A 16,407-nucleotide genomic window follows, 5' to 3' on the forward strand; every position below is an offset into this window, starting at 1 on the left:
TGCCGGCCTCAGCTCTCTTTGAAGAGACGGGAGGCTAGTTTGTTGATATAGGTCGTGTCGCGTTTTTTCGACGATTTGTACATCTTGGTCGTATGCTGTTCGAGCAGGAGCTGTGAGTTGATAGGGGTCTCGCTCGTCTCGACCCGGTGGTAGCTCCCGTCGCTCTGGAGTTCGTGGGCAAGCATGTTGTCGGTGAGCTGCAGGGTGAGCAGCTGCAGGAGCTTCTCTTTGGACTCCTCGTCCTCGATGCCCGTCATCAGCTCGATACGGCGCACGAGGTTCCGCGGCATCCAGTCGGCACTGGAGATGAACATCTGCGGATGGCCGTGTTTGAAGTAGAAGATCCGGGCGTGTTCGAGGTACTTGCCGATCAGCGAGGTGACCCTGATGTTTTCGCTCACTCCTTCGATGCCCGGGACGAGGCAGCAGATCCCGCGGACGATCAGGTCGACCTTGACCCCGGCCTGCGACGCCTTGTAGAGTGCGCGGATGACATCCTCGTCGACAAGGGAGTTGACCTTGACGATGATGCGCCCCTCCGTTCCCATGCGGGTTTCGTTCTGGATCAGCGAGAGGATCTTCGGCTTCGTCTGGGTCGGCGACATGTAGAGCTTGTTGAGCTTTCCTTTCTTGCTGAACCCCGTCAGGAAGTGGAAGAAGCGGGTCATGTCGTTGGTGATCGCCTCGTTGGAGGTCATGTAGCTGACATCGGTATAGATCTTCGCCGTACCGGGGTTGTAGTTCCCCGTGCCCAGGTGGGCGTACTGCTTCAGCTTGTCGCCGACCTTGCGGGTGACGAGGGCGGCTTTGGCGTGGACCTTGAAGCCGGGGATACCGTAGATAACATGCGCCCCCGCGCTCTCCAGCGCCTTGGCCCAGATCAGGTTGTTCTCCTCGTCAAAACGCGCCTTGAGCTCGACCATGGTCGTGACCTGCTTGCCCGATTCGGCGGCCTGCATCAGGGCGTTGACGATGGGGGAGTTCGTCCCGCTGCGGTAGAGGGTCATCCGGATGGAGACGACATCGGGGTCCTTGGCCGCGGCCTGGATGAACTTGACGATGGGCTCGAAGCTCTCATAGGGGTGATACAGCAGGACGTCCTGCTTGTCCAGTACGGTGTAGATACTGTCCTCCGAATCGAGCGGGGGGAGGTTCCGCGGCTTGTACGGCGCCGCGACCAGGTGCGCGAAATCCTTGTTGCCGACGATCTGCCAGAGGCTCGCGAGGTTGAGCACGATCTTGAAGCGGTAGAGGTCGTCTTTGTAGACGTTGGTATGGCGGTTGAAGAAGTCGATCAGTTCATCATCGGCGTCGACGCCGATCTCCAGGCGGACGAGCTCCCCTTTCTTACGGAGTTTCAGCCCCTCTTCGAGCATCTCCATAAAGTCGTCGGCTTCTTCCTCCTCGATGGTGATGTCGGCGTTACGCGTGACGCGGAACGGGGTGTACTGCAGCAGGGTGTAGCCCGGGAAGAGCTCGTCGATGTGCTGGGCGACGATGCTGCCGATAGGGACGTAGATGCCGGTACCGATCTGCACGAAGCGCGGCAGGACCCGTGGGATACGGACAAGGCCGTAGCGCTGGACGCTGGGGTCGTCATTGTCCTGGAGCTTGACGATGAGGCCGAAGCTGAGGTTGTTCAGGTGCGGGAAGGGGTGGGTGCCGTCGACGGCGATCGGGACGATGACCGGGTAGATATGTTCGTGGAAATAGCGGTTGACCTCCCCCTTCTCCTGGTTGTTCAGTTCCGAATAGCGTTTGAGGAAGATCCCCTCGTTTTTGAGGCCGGACATGATCTCGATAAAGGTGTGCTCGACGACCTGCAGTTCGCGGTGGAGATACTTGCGGATCTCGCGCAGCTGCTGCAGCGGGGTGAGGCGGTCGGGGCCGGAGAGGATGATCCCGGAGGTGAAGAGCTTTTTGAGACCCGCGACGCGGATCATATAGAACTCATCGAGGTTGGTACCGTAGATGGCGAGGAACTTCAGGCGTTCAAGCAGCGGCTGCTTTTTGTCCTGGGCCTGCTGCAGCACACGGGTGTTGAACTGGAGCCAGGAGAGTTCCCGGTTGAAATAGAATTTTGGGTCTTTCAGATTAGTCATTGGCGGGCTCGGGAAATATATTGGAATGGGTTATATTATAGCGAAGAATTGTTATCGAACGGGTTACGGTCTGCGCGCACAGGGAAGAGGCCGGGTGATGAGGTAGGCGCCAAGCAGGATCGGCAGGGTGCCGAGCAGCTGCCGCGGTGTCGGGACCTCCCCGAGTGCCGGATAGGCGAAGATCAGGGTAAAAAGCGGCATAAAGGCGATCATGGCGCTGAGCTTGGTAATGCCGATGCGGTGCAGCGCCTCGATCCAGAGGATCTTGGCGAGGACATAGACCAGGAGCGCGACGGCGGCGATGGCGGGGAGGACCTTCAGGAGCGCATCAGAGGTAGGCAGGCCCTCGAAGAGCAGGGCGGCGCCGAAGAGCACGGGGAGGGCCGCCAGGTTACGGAAGGTGAGAATGGTCAGGGCGCTGACCCTCTGGCGGGCGCGCTTCTGGTAGAGGTTCGCCAGGGGGGCGGTCGCGGCGGCAAGGAGGATGAGCAGGTCGCCCGGGTTGAAGGTGAAGGTCGCGGGAAAGAGGATGATCACGGCACCCGACCCCATCAAAAAGGCGGCAAAGGTGTGCAGGGCATCGAGCTTCTCCCTGCCCGGCAGGTTAAAATAGAGGTAGGAGAAGAAGAGCTGCAGCGTCAGGATGACGGCCATGTTCCCCGCCGTGGTATAGCGCAGCCCGATAAAAACGAGGGTGAAGAGCAGGGTGATATAAAAGGAGGTCCACAACAGGTCGGGCAGGGCCTCCCGCTCGGCAAGCCCGCCGAACCCCTCCCGCACGTAGAGCAGGAACAGCAGTACGGCGGTGGCGATAACGAGGATGAAGCCGTAGGTGTTCAGCGGGCCGATGGTCTGGACGGCGACGAGGGCGAGGATGGGGAACCAGCTCTCCAGCAGCGACAAGATGACGGCGTAGAGCTCTCCCTGGCGCTGCGGGGTCACGGCCGGTGCCGTTGCAGGGCATCGCGGTGGGTCTGTACGAAATGCGTGAACGAATCGACGATATTGAAATCCTGCATGTTCTCATACCCCTGCTTCCCGAAATTTTGCCGTAGTGTAGCATTTTCAAGGAGGGCTTCCAAGGCTGCGACCCAGGCGTCGGGATCATTGCCTTTGACGATCATGCCGCCGGCCCTGCCGGTAGGGTTGACGATACCCTGGGGGCCGCCCACGTCCGAGACGAGGCAGCAGACCCGGCTGGCCTGCGCTTCCATGACGACCTGTCCCAGCGTATCGGTGACGGAGGGGAAGACGAAGAGGTCGCTGGAGGCGTAGAGAGAAGAGAGGTCGTCGCCGATCACGGGGCCGGCGAAGATGACGTCATCGAGGGCGAGGCTGGCACGTTTGTGGCGCAGCGCACCTTCGCCGACGAGGAGCAGTTCGGCCTCGCACCCGGGGTTGCAGGCTTTGTAGCGCTGCCAGACATCAAGCAGGAAGGGGACGTTCTTCTCCTTGGAGATGCGGCCGACATAGAGCACTTTCGGACCCTCTCCCGTCGCCCCGTATTTGGCAAAGACGGTGTCGCTGCGGTGCGAGGGGTGGAAGCGTTTGCGGTTGGTGCCCGGGGAGAGCAGCTCGCTGCGCGCACGCTCGATCCCGATCTCGCGTTCCATGATCTCCAGGTATTCGGTCGAACGGGTAAACACCCTTTTGAAGGGGCGGTAGAAGCGGGCCATCGTTTTGTCGGCGATCCGTTTGGCCCACTCCAGCCCCGTATTGTCACGGATATAGGCGGGGAAATCCGTATGGTAGGTTCCGAGCACGGGGAGGTGCTGTTTTGCGGCAAGCTTCTTGGCGATGATGCCGACGGGCCCCGGGGTGGAGATGTGGACGATGTCGGGGCGCAGTTCGCGCAGCATTCTCTCCAGGGCCTCGGCCGAAGGGTAGGCGAGGTCGAGTTCACGGTAAAAAGGCATCGGTACTCTCCAGCGGGGCGGGAGGTTGTGGACATTGGGAAGGTCGGGGCAGTATTTGGCCGTCGAGGCGACGATGTGGAGGTCGATACCGTGTGCGAGGGCCTGTTCCCCCATGTCCTGGATAAAACGCGAGACACCATTGAGATCACCGAGGGTGTCGGTAAAAATGCAGATGCGCATGCTTGTTGCTCCGTAGCGAAAAGTCGTCAATCGTAACGTGGGGGTGTTTCAGTGCGGTTACAGGCTGCAGTGGCCGTGTGATTGTCATAAAAATAGTAACAAAAGCAATTATTATTAATAAATAATGTTAAAGTGTGTGTATAAATTAAATAAAGTTAAACAATTTACTAACAAATCGATGAAATAGTTAGGAAACTGTTAAATTCAATTCAATTTAATAAAAAAGAAAATAATATTTTGCAGAGGACGGCTCAACGGTCTTCAATATTTTTACAGGAGTGTATATATGAAAAAGATGATGATGGGTGTCGCAGCAGCGGCAGGTATCACTTCAGTTGCATCTGCAGCGGAACTGGCAGCTACTGATGCTCAGTTTATGTTTGGTGCAAGCAATGTTGACGCGGTTGCAATGACTGGTGCTGAAATGGTCGGTACTCAGGGTCAACTGCTTGGTCTGACTATCCTGGATCCGGTTCTGAACATCGTCGGCAGCCTGCCGCTCGTCGGACCGATCGCGACTGGTCTGCTCAACACTGTTGACGGTCTGCTCGCCGGCCTGCTTGGCAACCTTCCGCTCGTCGGTGGTCTGCTCGGCGGCGGTCTCCCCCTGCTCGGCTAACACACCCCTCTTACCCTTACCCTCCCTCCGGGGAGGGGTTCTTCTTCCGATTTATCAACCTTTTCTTTTCCAAACCACACCAATTCAGCCCGATACATTGCGTATCACAAATAATTTTCTAATGATGTGAAAAGAAATAATAATGTTTCTTACTGTTTTAAATGTGATTTTGATACAAAATGTATATTTATTTGATTATTGTTAGATTTTTAACAAAACTTTAAAGTTATAAGTTATAAAGTTGAGGCAAGAACGTTGATTTAAACGCTTCAGGTATCACATCTAAAGGAGAAAAGATGAAAAAAGTGTTGGCAAGTATTGCAGTAGCAGGGATGATTACAAGCGTTAGCGCTGCTGACTTCGGTGCGGCAGATGCGCAGTTTATGTTTGGTCAGGAGAGTGTCAATGTCGTCACGATGAGTGGTGCGGAAATGGCACAGACAGAAGGCCAGCTTCTCGAAGCACTTGGTGCGCTCGGTGCGATCCCGGTTGCAGGCCCGATCCTGACCGACGTGCTCGCAAGCCTGAACCTCGGCGCACTGCTTGGACTCGTACCGGCGGCACTCGGTGCGGCATTCCCGATCACGGCTGACCTCGATGTCAATGTCGGCGGTCTGCTGAGCATCGATACCGGCAGAGATCCGCTGACAGTCGACTCTGGACTCCCGGCACTCGTCGGTGCGGTCGTTTCCTCACTGTAACCTATCCCGGTGTGCAGGTGCGAACCTGCACACACCCCTTTTTCTTCTTTTACTTTTTAAGTTGAATCCCCCTAGAATCATGACTAAATTACACAAAGGTTATTTATGTTCAACAAAAAAGCATTATTAGGCTTTTTAGGTGCGGCGACACTGCTCTCATCGCTGCTGCAAGCGGACGGGCAGACTCCGCTGAAGGTGGAGGAGCTGCTCTCGAAAAAGAACGCATTTAACGCCGACATCTCCTTCGCGTACTCCAATATCGATCAGAAAACGGCGATGAGTACGGTGGTACCGGTGTCGACGCTGCTCTCGTTCATCTATGTCCCGGCCTATGCGGGGGAACAGATCCTCGACCAGGATGTCGTCGTGGCATCCCTGAACCTCAAATACGGTCTGACCGATTGGCTCGAGCTGGTCATGTACGCCAACGGGCACAATACCGCCAGCCGCGTGCAGCTCGGCGATGCGATCGGGAACCAGTCAGATACGGATTTCGACCACGCCGGTATCGGGGCGACATTTAGGGTTAAGGACGAAGGGGTTTATCCTTCGCTGCTGGTGGGGGTATCGACCAATGTCGTCGGCCGGCTGACCTTTGCCGACCGCGATGTTGACGGCAACGTCATCGGGACGACCAAGGAGGACAAGAACTTTGAGTCGTTCAACTTCTTCGCGCTCTCCTACTACACGGTCGACCCGGTCGTCTTTGTGTTCAAGGCGCAGTACCAGTGGAGTGTGGAAGAGGATTACAAGGGGGATACCAGTGACCGCCCGGACATCCTGGCGATTTCCCCGCAGGTCTACTTCGCCATCAACCCCTATACCAACCTCAGCTGGGGCGTCACCTACCGCTACCAGACGGAGCAGCGCTACAACGGGAAGACGGAAACGATCGCGGAGTCGTCCATCGGGTATAACATCGGGGTGAGCTACGAGGTCTCCCGGGGCAACATCATCTCCCTCGATGCCAGCAACAACGAAACGGCCACCTACAGCCAGAACACGATCAACCTGATTTACTCAAAGCGGTTCTGATGAAACGGGCAGTTCAGGCACTCTTACCGGCATTGATGCTGTTGGCGGCAGCGGAAGCGGCCGGCTCGGTCCAAAGCGCCGGGGCAGAGGAGATCAAAAGCGCCCTGCCGATCATCGAGCAGGAGTACACCGTAAGGGTCCCGGTGAAAAGCTGGAGCGAACTCAAAGAGAAGCGTGTCGTGCGCCAGCGCTACGACTTCTCGTGCGGGGCGGCCTCGATGGCGACGATCATGAATTACTTCTACGACCAGAATGTGACCGAAAACGGGATCGTGCGCGCCGTCTTGGAGATGAAGGGGGTCGGGAGCGACGCCCATAAACTTGAAAAGAGCGACTTCGCCCTCTCCTTCGCGGACCTGGCAGACTACGGCCAGACCATCGGCTTCAGGGGCGTCGGCGTCGCAATGGACATCAACGCGCTGCGCAAACTGCGCATCCCGGTCATCCTCTATGTCAAGATCAGGCGTTTTGAACACTTTACCGTTTTCAAAGGGATACAGGGCGACTTTGTCTACCTCGCCGACCCTTCGTTCGGCAATATGAAAGTGAAGATGGCGAAGTTTCTGGAGATGTTCTATCAGCGCGATGACCTGAAACACCCCGGGCGGGTACTGGCCTTTATTCCGCTGGACAAAGAGACGGTCCGGCCCGACAGGGAGTTTATGACGGTTCCCGAATCCACCGACTACCTCTATCAGTACATCGAAAACAGGATCGACCACTAGCCTTTGGCGGCCGGCGCGCCCGCGTGCGCACCGTTAGAAGAGGAAGTTGATCCCGCCGTAATAGCGGACGGAGTTGTCATCCGTCGAGAGTTCCGTGTAGGCGGGATTGTAATAGGCGATATCCTGCCACGTACGCCACTGAAAATCGACCCCGCCCATCAGCTCCAGCTGCGGAGCGATACGAAAGATCAGCCCCATACCGATTTTAAGACTGACCTCGCCGATGCTGTCGTCGTGGGGGTAGTAGTAGTTGTCAAGCTGCATCGAGCCGCTGCCGATACCCGCCTGGATAAAGGGGTAGAGGTTGGAGTAGGTGTCAAAGGTCTTGATGACATCCAGCCCGAGCTCATAGAGTTCGTCGTTGGAGTCATCAAAGAGCGGCTCGTCGAAGAGTTCGCCGAGCAGATACCCCTGCAGCCGCCAGCCGTCGTAGAGAATGGCGCCGAACTTGAGGGCAAACCCTTTGCTCCCGATGGTGGGTCTTTCGTGAAAACCGTTGGCTTCAAAGTCGAATTTGTTTTCGCTGCCGAAAAGGTTCAGACCGAAATAGAGGTCGGCCCGCTGCGCCCAGGCATTGGCGGAGAGGGCCCCCAGCAGCAGCGGGGTCAACAGGAGAGACTTTCGCATGGTGATTCCTTCTTAATGGTTTAATCGCATCTACTATTATTCATAGTTTACAGTAAACAAGCCATGGAAGAAAATGAAACGGTGCCGGCCTTGCTACGGTTTTGCTACGCTAATCCGTTACAATCCACCTAAAAAAGGAGCCGCCATGGAAGCGATCAAATTCCCTTTTCTGGAACACACCGGCGCGACGCTGAAGCGTGCGGAAGCGGGGGAGGCGGAGGTGGAGCTGCACGTCCAGCCGCACCACCTGCAGCACCTGGGCTTCGTACACGGCGGGGTGATCTCGACGCTGATGGACAATACCGGCTGGTACGCCGCCGTCTCCAACCTGGACGAAGGCTTTACGGCGGTAACGATGGAGATCAAGATCAACTATCTCAAACCCGCCTCGGGCAAACACCTGCTGGCCTCGGCCGCCGTGAAAAGACAGGGGCGCAAGACGGCCTTCGTCACCATTGAACTGCACGACGAAGGCAAGCTTGTCGCCTTCGCCACGGGCACCTACGCCATCATGGAAGACCCGCAGCACGCCTGACAGCTACATAATGAGGTCCGAGTTGTAGTGGCAGGTGAAGCACTCGGGGCGTTCATCGAGGACTTCCGCCAGGATCTCGGCAAAATCGGGCAGCACGATACTCCTTAGCCCCGCTTCCTGCGCCTCGACGATCTTGATCAGCTCTTCGGGCCAGTAGACGTAGGTGGTCGTGCGCGCCGCGTTTTTATAGATGTGGATTTTATCGTCGATGATGTCGTATTCCATGTGCCGGCTCAGTCCGGGGTGTTCTGCATGGCTTCGATGACGGCGTTTCTGTATGTTTCGGCCTCCGCCATCGTCGTGTAATAGCGCGTCCAGACGATGCCCGCGATGATCTTGAAGTAGTAGAGCTTCTCATCCATCTTGGTGCTGTTCGCGACGTAGTTCTCGTTTTCGTAGATACCGGTGACCCCCGATATGTTTTTGACGGCGATGACGTTGCCGTAGCTGTCCTCAAGCAGTTGCATGCTCGCTCCTGTGTATTGGCATTGGAACAATTATATATGCAAGCGCCTCTCTTACAGAGGGGATAGTTGCCTACTATTTGGCGTCATATTGAAAAGAGGGTAACCGTTTTGAGAGCGGAAGTTCCCGGTTTTGGAAGAAAGAAGGGCTTGGAGGTTTTGAACGGCGGGGGTTGAAAAAAGAGGCCCCCAACGACGGACCCAATGCCTAGGATCGGTCCGACACAGGGGTGGTGACTTATCTGCTGCACATCGGCGAGCAGTAGTCGCATCCATCTACAGCTTCGTAATATACTTTCGCAGCGTTGACTGCGTTGAGGCAGTGTGAGAAACCGCCCAGGAAGATTCTGCTGCCTGTCGCCGGCAGTTTTGAACAATCTTCTTTATGAACCGCGTGGTGTCCTGTACTCTCTGCGTCTTTACTTACATAATATTTAGCTGCCATGTCTTGTCCTTATGTTGTCAGCATGAGTGGTGAGACGTGACACATCAGTCTGTTTATTAGGGTAATCTTAGATTTTCAGCCCTAATTTCTTGTCCACAGACTAAAATATGTTTTGCGTTATTGTCTGAAACCACTTCTACTGGTTTTTGATTCTGACCGGAGTGCCATTCCCAGTGGCACTCTAATCACACCTAAAATGTTACTTCATTCCGAAACGGACTCAGTGCCGTTCGAAAAATCATACCGGCTTTCAAAATGCAGTGCACATCGTATTTCTACTCACCACGTAAACAAGTACATTCATATCAATGACTCAAAATACGGCGTGCATAAATTATTCAAGAACGTAATATTTCCGGCCCTTTGTTTTCATTTTGTGACATAACTTTTTACACATTTTGAGCAAGCTTTACAGAGCTTTAATAATGGAGAATATTTATTATTTACAAGGGTGTGAATGTACCTGTCTGGATACGTTCCTATCAACAAGGTTAGGGAAAGCCCGTATTTAAGCGTTTAAACCAGTGCCTACTATTGAGAAGGTCTGAATAAGTTATTGCCTTCATCCTTAAAGTTGATGCACTTTACAGTAAAGAGTGGTTTTGGAAATAAACGATAATGATCTGTTTTACTGAAATTGTAAATTTTTTGAAAAGTTTCTAGTTTGGAAGTTTTGTGGGAAGTTTATGCTTGGATGGTGCGACCGGCAAGATTTGAAAAAATACACCGTATTTATGAATAACGTTGATGAAATTTTTGTAAGGACTCAACCTGTATTTGTTCAGCTTTCAGAGGTGAATTATTAATAATGTATTCTTTTAGGGTATTCACTGATGTGAGACAATAATCTGGGAGAGCTGCAAAAAATCTCAACTCATCTTCATCATTTGTTACTCCACCGTCTCTTGTAATTAGGATCGTTGACATTCGATTATCAAGAGCTACATTAATTGCATAGATATGGTCAGGAGAGTATATAACTCCATTATATGTATTCCTAGTAGCGGCACCAATGATGTTTGGAGTTGTAAACACTGTTTCATGAGTTAGTTTTTTACAATTAATCAAGCCATGATTTGTTTCTATTACTATCAGAATTTTGCTTTTAAATGATAGTTTATAGTTAGTATAGAAAGACACGGGTTGAAGACTAATATTAGAAGATTCTAGAGGTTTTAAAATTAGTGGTATATCAAATTTTTCCAATTGTATATGTATATGATTATCAACTAGTGCGTAGAGTTTAAAAATTGTAAGTGGTTTGTTTTTTTTGTTTAAAAGCAATACATTCGAAATATAGACTGGATACCCTACAGAGGTCGTGATCGTGTATTGATATTCAACTTTATTAAAAAGTTTTTGCCAGGCAAAATATAGTGAAAATCCAGTAATTGCAAAAGAAGCAGTACTTTTGACAATTTCGCTAATAATTTCTAAATATATCATCTATTATTTTTCCAACCGTCTCTTAAATGCCAAAATAAACGATCCGAGCATGAACAGCAGGACTAACCCTATCAGATTCCATAGAACAAAATACCAAGTATTTTTTTCCTTGAACCAGTCATTCGTTTTTACTTTGAGAACATCGACTTTTGAAAGCGTATAGGCAAACCCTAGTTCCAAGTAATGTAATGTTGTCAATGCTGAAGTTTCAGGAGGTGTATTCGTCCCTGGCTGCTCTTTCAGTTTATGGTTTTCATTTGTCTTTGTGCTATTGAGTGCCTGTAATGAAACGGGTGCTTTATTTTGTACATCATATGTGTCACTTTGATAAGAGAATAAAACGATCGACAGGACAAAAATCGTCACAAAGTTTGATAACGCTCTACGCCATCTACGTCCAAACCCATTGACAAGGTAATTGTAAAAATCGACACTTCGATAGTTCTCAAGAAGGTTCTTTTGTCGAAGTTTCATAACGCCTTCAGAATACAGGAACTCGTTTGCCATCTGCTTGTTTGAATCATTTTCAAAAGAGACCTTTAACTGACGATAGATGCTTTCCAGTCGTTCATATTTCTTCTTTATTTCCGGATCAACATCGTTGACGAATCCCGATCCTATTGTATCTTCGTCAATTGCTTCTATCTCATCCAACGTACGTTTATGTTTGGCATTTATGAATACAGAAATTATTGGTCTGAATAGCACATAAAGTCCAACTGTACCGATTAACAGACCAAGTGAAATTATTTGCAGTACTTCTTTTGGGAATATATTTATTTCTACAGATACAAGATATAAAACAAGAGCAACAAATAAAAAGACTGCAACAACTTCGTGGAGTCTTTGGTTCACTTTGCTAAGGGGCCAGTCTGATGTTTTTTCAGCATCGCATTCGTAGAATTTTGCTTCTGATATCAGGCTATTGTTGAATTGGCATTTTGATAAATCTACGTTTCTGAAATATGACTCGCCTAGATATATGTTTTGAAGTTCTAGTTTTTCTTGAATAGTAATATCTGTGAGGTTGAGTAGAAGATCGGCATAGAGCATTTCACCTTTGATATCTAGGTTGGTAAATTTGACTTTTGAAATATCAAGATGTGTCTGGGAAACGGAAAGTGAAGTTGTCAGAAAATCTACTGAAAGTGTCTCGTTCCCTTTCGGATAAATTTTGCATTTTTGGACATTTTTTTGAACATCTATCACGTCTATATGACAGTCACTTCCAAAAGATGAAATTTCCAAAAAGTTTTCAGTGGTAATTTTCTTGAGAATGATCATGTCTGACCTCTCACAGCCAATACTTATTTCTTGGCTTTTAACATCATCAAGTCTGATTTCCAGAATCTTTTCACCATTGATTTCTAGGGATTCACATTGAAGTTCATTTGCTTTAAAAGATTTTATATCAGTATCTTGGATAAAAATATTTTTTATTGATGATTGTGAAACGATGAAAAAATCAATTTCACATTTAATAATTCTTAGGTTCGATAGTTCCTGGGTATTATCAACATCGATACCCATTATTTTACAATTTGAAAATATGACATCTCTTACCAGAAACGAATGACCATTATGTTCAAATCTATCATCAAATTTAAATATGACATTATGATTGATTATGGCATTTGAAATAGAAATAGCTTTTTTTTGAGTAAAGACTTGTATTTGATCTTTTTCTAATAATGTAAGCAGTTTGATAAATCTAATGTCTTTTACGGCATAGTCCAATAATTCTATAGGTATTCGATTTTCACTCATTTGAGTTTGAACTTCCCTTGACAGGCTTTCTCTTTTATCTCTTCCAACCGTTTTAAATGCTCGCGTGTTGCTTCAATGCTCTCATCCAGGGCAAGACCCTGATTAATGATCAGACGCATGAGCGAGATAGAGTGTTTGTAAGAACAATAATAGTCTTTTTAGTTGAAATTATCGATTTATGGAAAAATTTTGTTTTTGTGAGTGATTGTCTTTACCCAAGAAGAGGCTTCTTGGGATGTATCGTTTATTCTTTCTCTGCGCAACGGCCCTGTCATATTGGACAGCCGTTGCCTGGGTAGACAAGCGCATCATTGTCGTCGCAGTCCCCGGTAGGATCGGTGAAAGTGGCTTCACCGTAGTCGACGCAGTCCAGGTCCATTGAGAGGACGGTGCTCGTGCTGTCGGGACGGTAGCCATCGTTGTCGGCATCCTTGTAGCAGAGTTCGCGGCCGTCGCAGTTGCTGTCGATGCCGTCATCTACCGTTTCCGTTGCGCCCGGATTGATCGCTTCATTGGCATCATCGCAGTCGCTGCCGTTGTCCGCGTAACCGTCACCTGCACTGCTGCCGCAGGCACCGGCGGTCAGACTGGTACCGTTCAAAGCCGGATAGGCTTCTGTCGTCGATGAAAAAGTGCCGTAGGTGTCGTTGTCCGCATCTATGAAACAGGCGACGAAGTCGTTGCAGTTCTCATCGATGTCGTTTCCGGCAGTGTCTGTCGCACCCGGATTGATGGATGCATCGGTGTCGGCGCAGTCACCGGTATTGGGGGCGGATCCGCCGGCGTTGGCGTTGTAGAGTGAAGCGACATAGGTGTCGCCGTCCTGGTCGTAGTCGTTCATATTGTCGCAGTTCTCATCGATACCGTCGTACCAGATTTCCGTCGCCCCGGGGTGGACGATGGCATTGGCATCATTACAGTCGCCCAGGGTGACACAGTAACCGTCGGCGTCGGCGTCGGTACAGCTGGTACCGGTATAGAGGATACGCAGCGTTACGGAGGCGCCGTCACTGGTGCCGCCCGGTATGCTCATTGCCGGAGAGCTTTCAAACGTCAAAGGGTTGGGGTCGCTGCCGTCGGCGACGGCGTCGTCATCCGTATCGGCATCGGCAGGGTTCGTCTCGGAGACATCGACAGTGCCGTTCACATTCATATCTTCACCGCTACTGCAGACTGCGGCAACCGTGGCCGCTCCGTCGCACAGGCCGTCATTGTCACTGTCCGGATCGAGCGGGTCGGTGTGTGTCGCGGGGTCATTGTCCGGCTGCCAGGATGGGTCCGTACCGCTGTAAGCAATGGCCGCTGCACCGTCACTGGTACCGCCCGGAATACCGGTAGTGTTTCCGATCTCAAGGCCGTCATTAAGGCCATCGTTGTCACTGTCATTGTCGAGCGGATTGAGGGACAAGCCGACTTCAATGCCGTCCATGATGCCGTCATCATCGGTGTCGGCGTCGAGGGCATCGGTGCTGGCAGTGAGCTCCTGACCGTCATTGAGGCCGTCATTGTCCGTGTCGGGGTCATTCGGGTCAGTGCCGTTTGTGGTTTCCGCGGCGTCCGAGACCCCATCACCGTCCGTATCGGGAGAAAGGGTACCGCTGCAGACCCCCGATCCGTCGCAGGTATCGTCGACGGTCAGCGGGTCCAGGTCGTTACAGGCCGTACCGGCAGCAAGAAGCTCGATGTTACAGCCGGTGACCGGATCAGCGCTGAGCGCTGCGGGGTTGCATGATGCGGCAGTACAGGGGTTGCTGTCATCGCAGATCGTATCATTGGGTGTATTGGTGCATGACCCTGCGGTACATCCATCCATCGTACAGGCAAAGTTGTCGTCGCACGTCGTTACCCCGTCCTCATCCGTCGCACCGTCGCAGTCGTTGTCCAGAGAGTCACACCCGTCCAGGGTACTGCTATAGTCGGCACTGTGTGCAAGGTAGACAGTTGCGTCACACTCAAGCCATCCTAAAACACCGCCGCAGGTTTTGGTGGCACCGCTGCAGACGCCGTCTTGCAGTGCACAAGGCGGTGCGATGAGGTCGGGATCGTCCATGTCGACGAGGCCGTCGCCGTCATTGTCGACGCCGTCGCACACTTCCACTTCATCGATCATGCCGTTACAGTTGTCGTCGATGCCGTTGCCTACGATTTCGGTCGCGCCCGGGTAGACGTTGGGGTTGGTGTCGTTACAGTCGGTCGTAAAGGGGTAGCCGTCCGCATCGGCATCGGCGGGAGGTGTCACGGTGTAGCTGAGCGAGAGCTGCTCCAGTGCATTGGCGCCGGTGTCATTGACGTCGATAACAAGGGTCTGGGCCCCTTCCGTCCAGTAGGTTTTGGCTGATAAGGTCAGGCGGTCATTGGCATGGACATCCAGGCTCCAGGCCCCGCCGTTACTCTGGGGACTCATCGTGCCTGAAAGCAGGAGGCTGGCCGTATCCATGCTCCGGGTAAAAACGACGGTGATGGTGTCGTTGACCTCAATGTCCGAACCGCTTTCGGGAACGGCGATCGCCTTGAGCGGGACGGTCATGCCTGCGGCCACCATCCCTTCGCCCAGGGTGTGCATCGCTTCGACCGCCCCGACCAGTGTGATGCCCAGTGCCGCTTCGACATCTGCGGCGAAAGTGGGGGAGCTGAAATCCGTCCCCGCAGGGAGGGAGGCGATCAGAGTGGTGTTGAGATCAATGAGCCCGTTGTTGGGGTCGCCGTCCCCGTCAAGCGATTGCAGCAGCCGGGCCAGGTTGACGGCGGCCACGGTGTCGGCAGGGAAGAAGCTGTAGGGGGCAACCGGGCCGCTTTCGGCCGTGACGGTCCCGATAGTGACGGCGCCGACCGAGAAGGTGACGGTGTCGCCGTCCGGGCAGGTGTATTCGCCGCCGGCACCGGTTGTACCTGCGGTGCCGGAAGAACAGGCATAGCCCAGCCCCTGGACGGGAGCGTCAATAAACTGCCCGGTCACCATCGGTGTTTCGCCACCTCCACCTCCGCCACCGCCGCAGGCAGCCAACAAGATCAACGCCGTAAAGGCGGGTAAGAGTATTCTCATCCGGATCATCATACTATCCTTTGTAAGAGCAATAATTTTATTATTAAACGATCCCTCTTAGAAGCGTATAAAAATGATGACAGAAGGGGCAGGAGCAGTAGCAAAGAATGCAGCATCGCATAGGAAGAAATATACAAAAGGTTTTTTGTTTCAGTGTTTGAAGTCAGTTTCGAATGATTTTGTGAAAAAGTAAGAAGATGGTGCGACCGGCGAGATTTGAACTCGCACACCAAGTTGGCACTACCCCCTCAAGATAGCGTGTCTACCAATTCCACCACGGTCGCGTTTTAACAGTAAGTTTTAAAAGACCAGAATTATACCGGTCAGAATGTTATAAACAGCTTAAAATTCTTTAGGCTGTCAAAAAAAACGAAGGCCGAAGCCTTCGCGGGTTTTTCGGCTGCTTAGCCGAGGTACGGGTTAGCGTACAGAGCGATCAGGGCAATAACGAGTGTATAGATGACCTGAGCTTCGATCATCGCGAGGGCGATGAACATTGTTGTCATGAGCTTACCACCCAGACCCGGGTTGCGAGCAGTACCTGCGATAGTCGCAGCAGCAGTGTGACCCATACCGATAGCGCCACCGAGAGCAGCGAGACCGAGGCCAACGCCTGCAGCGATCATAGAGTAAGCTTTGAGTGTCTGGTTTGCAACGTCAGCGTCAGCTGCGAAAGCAGCACCGGCGAAAGCAACCATCAGAAAAAGAATCTTTTTCATGGAGTTCTCCAATAAATTTTTTTGTGTCAAAGTCCGTTCGGCTTGCGTATCCCTACTTGTCACTTTGCGGGCGAATTATAGAT

16 protein-coding genes and 1 tRNA gene are annotated in these 16,407 nt (G+C 52.0%); 5 read left to right on the top strand and 12 right to left on the bottom strand.

Going from position 1 to position 16,407, the window contains the following annotated elements; all coding sequences use genetic code 11:
- Positions 1–8: 8 nt before the first annotated feature.
- From ACXWTF_RS02525 to ACXWTF_RS02535, 3 genes are all read right to left on the bottom strand, one after another.
- On the bottom strand, positions 9–2,102 hold the full coding sequence (locus ACXWTF_RS02525; protein ID WP_461713451.1) for an RNA degradosome polyphosphate kinase: 2,094 nt from the start codon (positions 2,100–2,102) through the stop codon (positions 9–11).
- Positions 2,103–2,165: 63 nt separating this feature from the next.
- A complete protein-coding gene (locus tag ACXWTF_RS02530) occupies positions 2,166–3,044 on the bottom strand; it encodes a DMT family transporter (protein ID WP_461713452.1) in 879 nt (292 codons plus the stop codon).
- Entirely contained in the window at positions 3,041–4,198 is a 1,158-nt protein-coding gene (locus ACXWTF_RS02535; protein ID WP_461713453.1) for a glycosyltransferase family 4 protein, read from the bottom strand. Before ACXWTF_RS02535 ends, ACXWTF_RS02530 begins: the two co-directional genes overlap by 4 nt.
- A gap of 286 nt (positions 4,199–4,484) precedes the next feature.
- On the opposite strand from ACXWTF_RS02535, the gene ACXWTF_RS02540 reads away from it, so the two are divergent.
- The 4 genes from ACXWTF_RS02540 to ACXWTF_RS02555 all read left to right on the top strand — a co-directional run bounded on the left by ACXWTF_RS02540 (position 4,485) and on the right by ACXWTF_RS02555 (position 7,278).
- Complete coding sequence (locus tag ACXWTF_RS02540) at positions 4,485–4,817, top strand: hypothetical protein (protein ID WP_461713454.1); 333 nt, start codon at positions 4,485–4,487, stop codon at positions 4,815–4,817.
- Between the two features lie 332 nt (positions 4,818–5,149).
- Positions 5,150–5,518 carry a hypothetical protein gene (locus ACXWTF_RS02545; RefSeq protein WP_461713455.1) on the top strand — a complete coding sequence of 123 codons (369 nt, stop codon included), beginning with the start codon at positions 5,150–5,152 and terminating at the stop codon, positions 5,516–5,518.
- A gap of 105 nt (positions 5,519–5,623) precedes the next feature.
- Complete coding sequence (locus ACXWTF_RS02550; RefSeq protein ID WP_461713456.1) at positions 5,624–6,553, top strand: hypothetical protein; 930 nt, start codon at positions 5,624–5,626, stop codon at positions 6,551–6,553.
- A complete protein-coding gene (locus tag ACXWTF_RS02555) occupies positions 6,553–7,278 on the top strand; it encodes a C39 family peptidase (RefSeq protein WP_461713457.1) in 726 nt (241 codons plus the stop codon). The genes ACXWTF_RS02550 and ACXWTF_RS02555 overlap by 1 nt, the downstream gene beginning before the upstream one ends.
- Before the next feature lie 33 nt (positions 7,279–7,311).
- On the opposite strand, the gene ACXWTF_RS02560 is transcribed toward ACXWTF_RS02555, so the two are convergent.
- A complete protein-coding gene (locus ACXWTF_RS02560) occupies positions 7,312–7,905 on the bottom strand; it encodes an outer membrane beta-barrel protein (RefSeq protein WP_461713458.1) in 594 nt (197 codons plus the stop codon).
- Positions 7,906–8,050: 145 nt separating this feature from the next.
- Here ACXWTF_RS02560 and ACXWTF_RS02565 point away from each other — a divergent pair, with 145 nt between their 5' ends.
- Positions 8,051–8,440, top strand: coding sequence for a PaaI family thioesterase (locus ACXWTF_RS02565; RefSeq protein ID WP_461713459.1), 390 nt, complete (start codon positions 8,051–8,053; stop codon positions 8,438–8,440).
- A gap of 3 nt (positions 8,441–8,443) precedes the next feature.
- Here ACXWTF_RS02565 and ACXWTF_RS02570 read toward each other — a convergent pair whose 3' ends face one another.
- The 8 genes from ACXWTF_RS02570 to ACXWTF_RS02605 all read right to left on the bottom strand — a co-directional run bounded on the left by ACXWTF_RS02570 (position 8,444) and on the right by ACXWTF_RS02605 (position 16,324).
- A complete protein-coding gene (locus ACXWTF_RS02570) occupies positions 8,444–8,665 on the bottom strand; it encodes a hypothetical protein (RefSeq protein ID WP_461713460.1) in 222 nt (73 codons plus the stop codon).
- A gap of 8 nt (positions 8,666–8,673) precedes the next feature.
- Entirely contained in the window at positions 8,674–8,907 is a 234-nt protein-coding gene (locus ACXWTF_RS02575; protein ID WP_461713461.1) for a hypothetical protein, read from the bottom strand.
- Positions 8,908–10,081: 1,174 nt separating this feature from the next.
- The gene (locus tag ACXWTF_RS02580; protein WP_461713462.1) at positions 10,082–10,795 is read right to left on the bottom strand and encodes a hypothetical protein; all 714 of its coding nucleotides are present in this window, start codon (positions 10,793–10,795) and stop codon (positions 10,082–10,084) included.
- A gap of 3 nt (positions 10,796–10,798) precedes the next feature.
- Positions 10,799–12,562: a hypothetical protein gene (locus ACXWTF_RS02585; protein ID WP_461713463.1), complete on the bottom strand. Its 1,764-nt coding sequence runs from the start codon at positions 12,560–12,562 to the stop codon at positions 10,799–10,801.
- On the bottom strand, positions 12,559–12,681 hold the full coding sequence (locus tag ACXWTF_RS02590) for a hypothetical protein (protein WP_461713464.1): 123 nt from the start codon (positions 12,679–12,681) through the stop codon (positions 12,559–12,561). Before ACXWTF_RS02590 ends, ACXWTF_RS02585 begins: the two co-directional genes overlap by 4 nt.
- A gap of 152 nt (positions 12,682–12,833) precedes the next feature.
- Complete coding sequence (locus ACXWTF_RS02595) at positions 12,834–15,605, bottom strand: putative metal-binding motif-containing protein (protein ID WP_461713465.1); 2,772 nt, start codon at positions 15,603–15,605, stop codon at positions 12,834–12,836.
- A gap of 198 nt (positions 15,606–15,803) precedes the next feature.
- A tRNA-Leu gene (locus ACXWTF_RS02600) sits at positions 15,804–15,889 on the bottom strand.
- A gap of 120 nt (positions 15,890–16,009) precedes the next feature.
- Complete coding sequence (locus ACXWTF_RS02605; RefSeq protein ID WP_231020210.1) at positions 16,010–16,324, bottom strand: F0F1 ATP synthase subunit C; 315 nt, start codon at positions 16,322–16,324, stop codon at positions 16,010–16,012.
- Between the last annotated feature and the right edge of the window lie 83 nt (positions 16,325–16,407).

It is taken from the genome of Thiomicrolovo sp. ZZH C-3 (genome assembly GCF_054862725.1).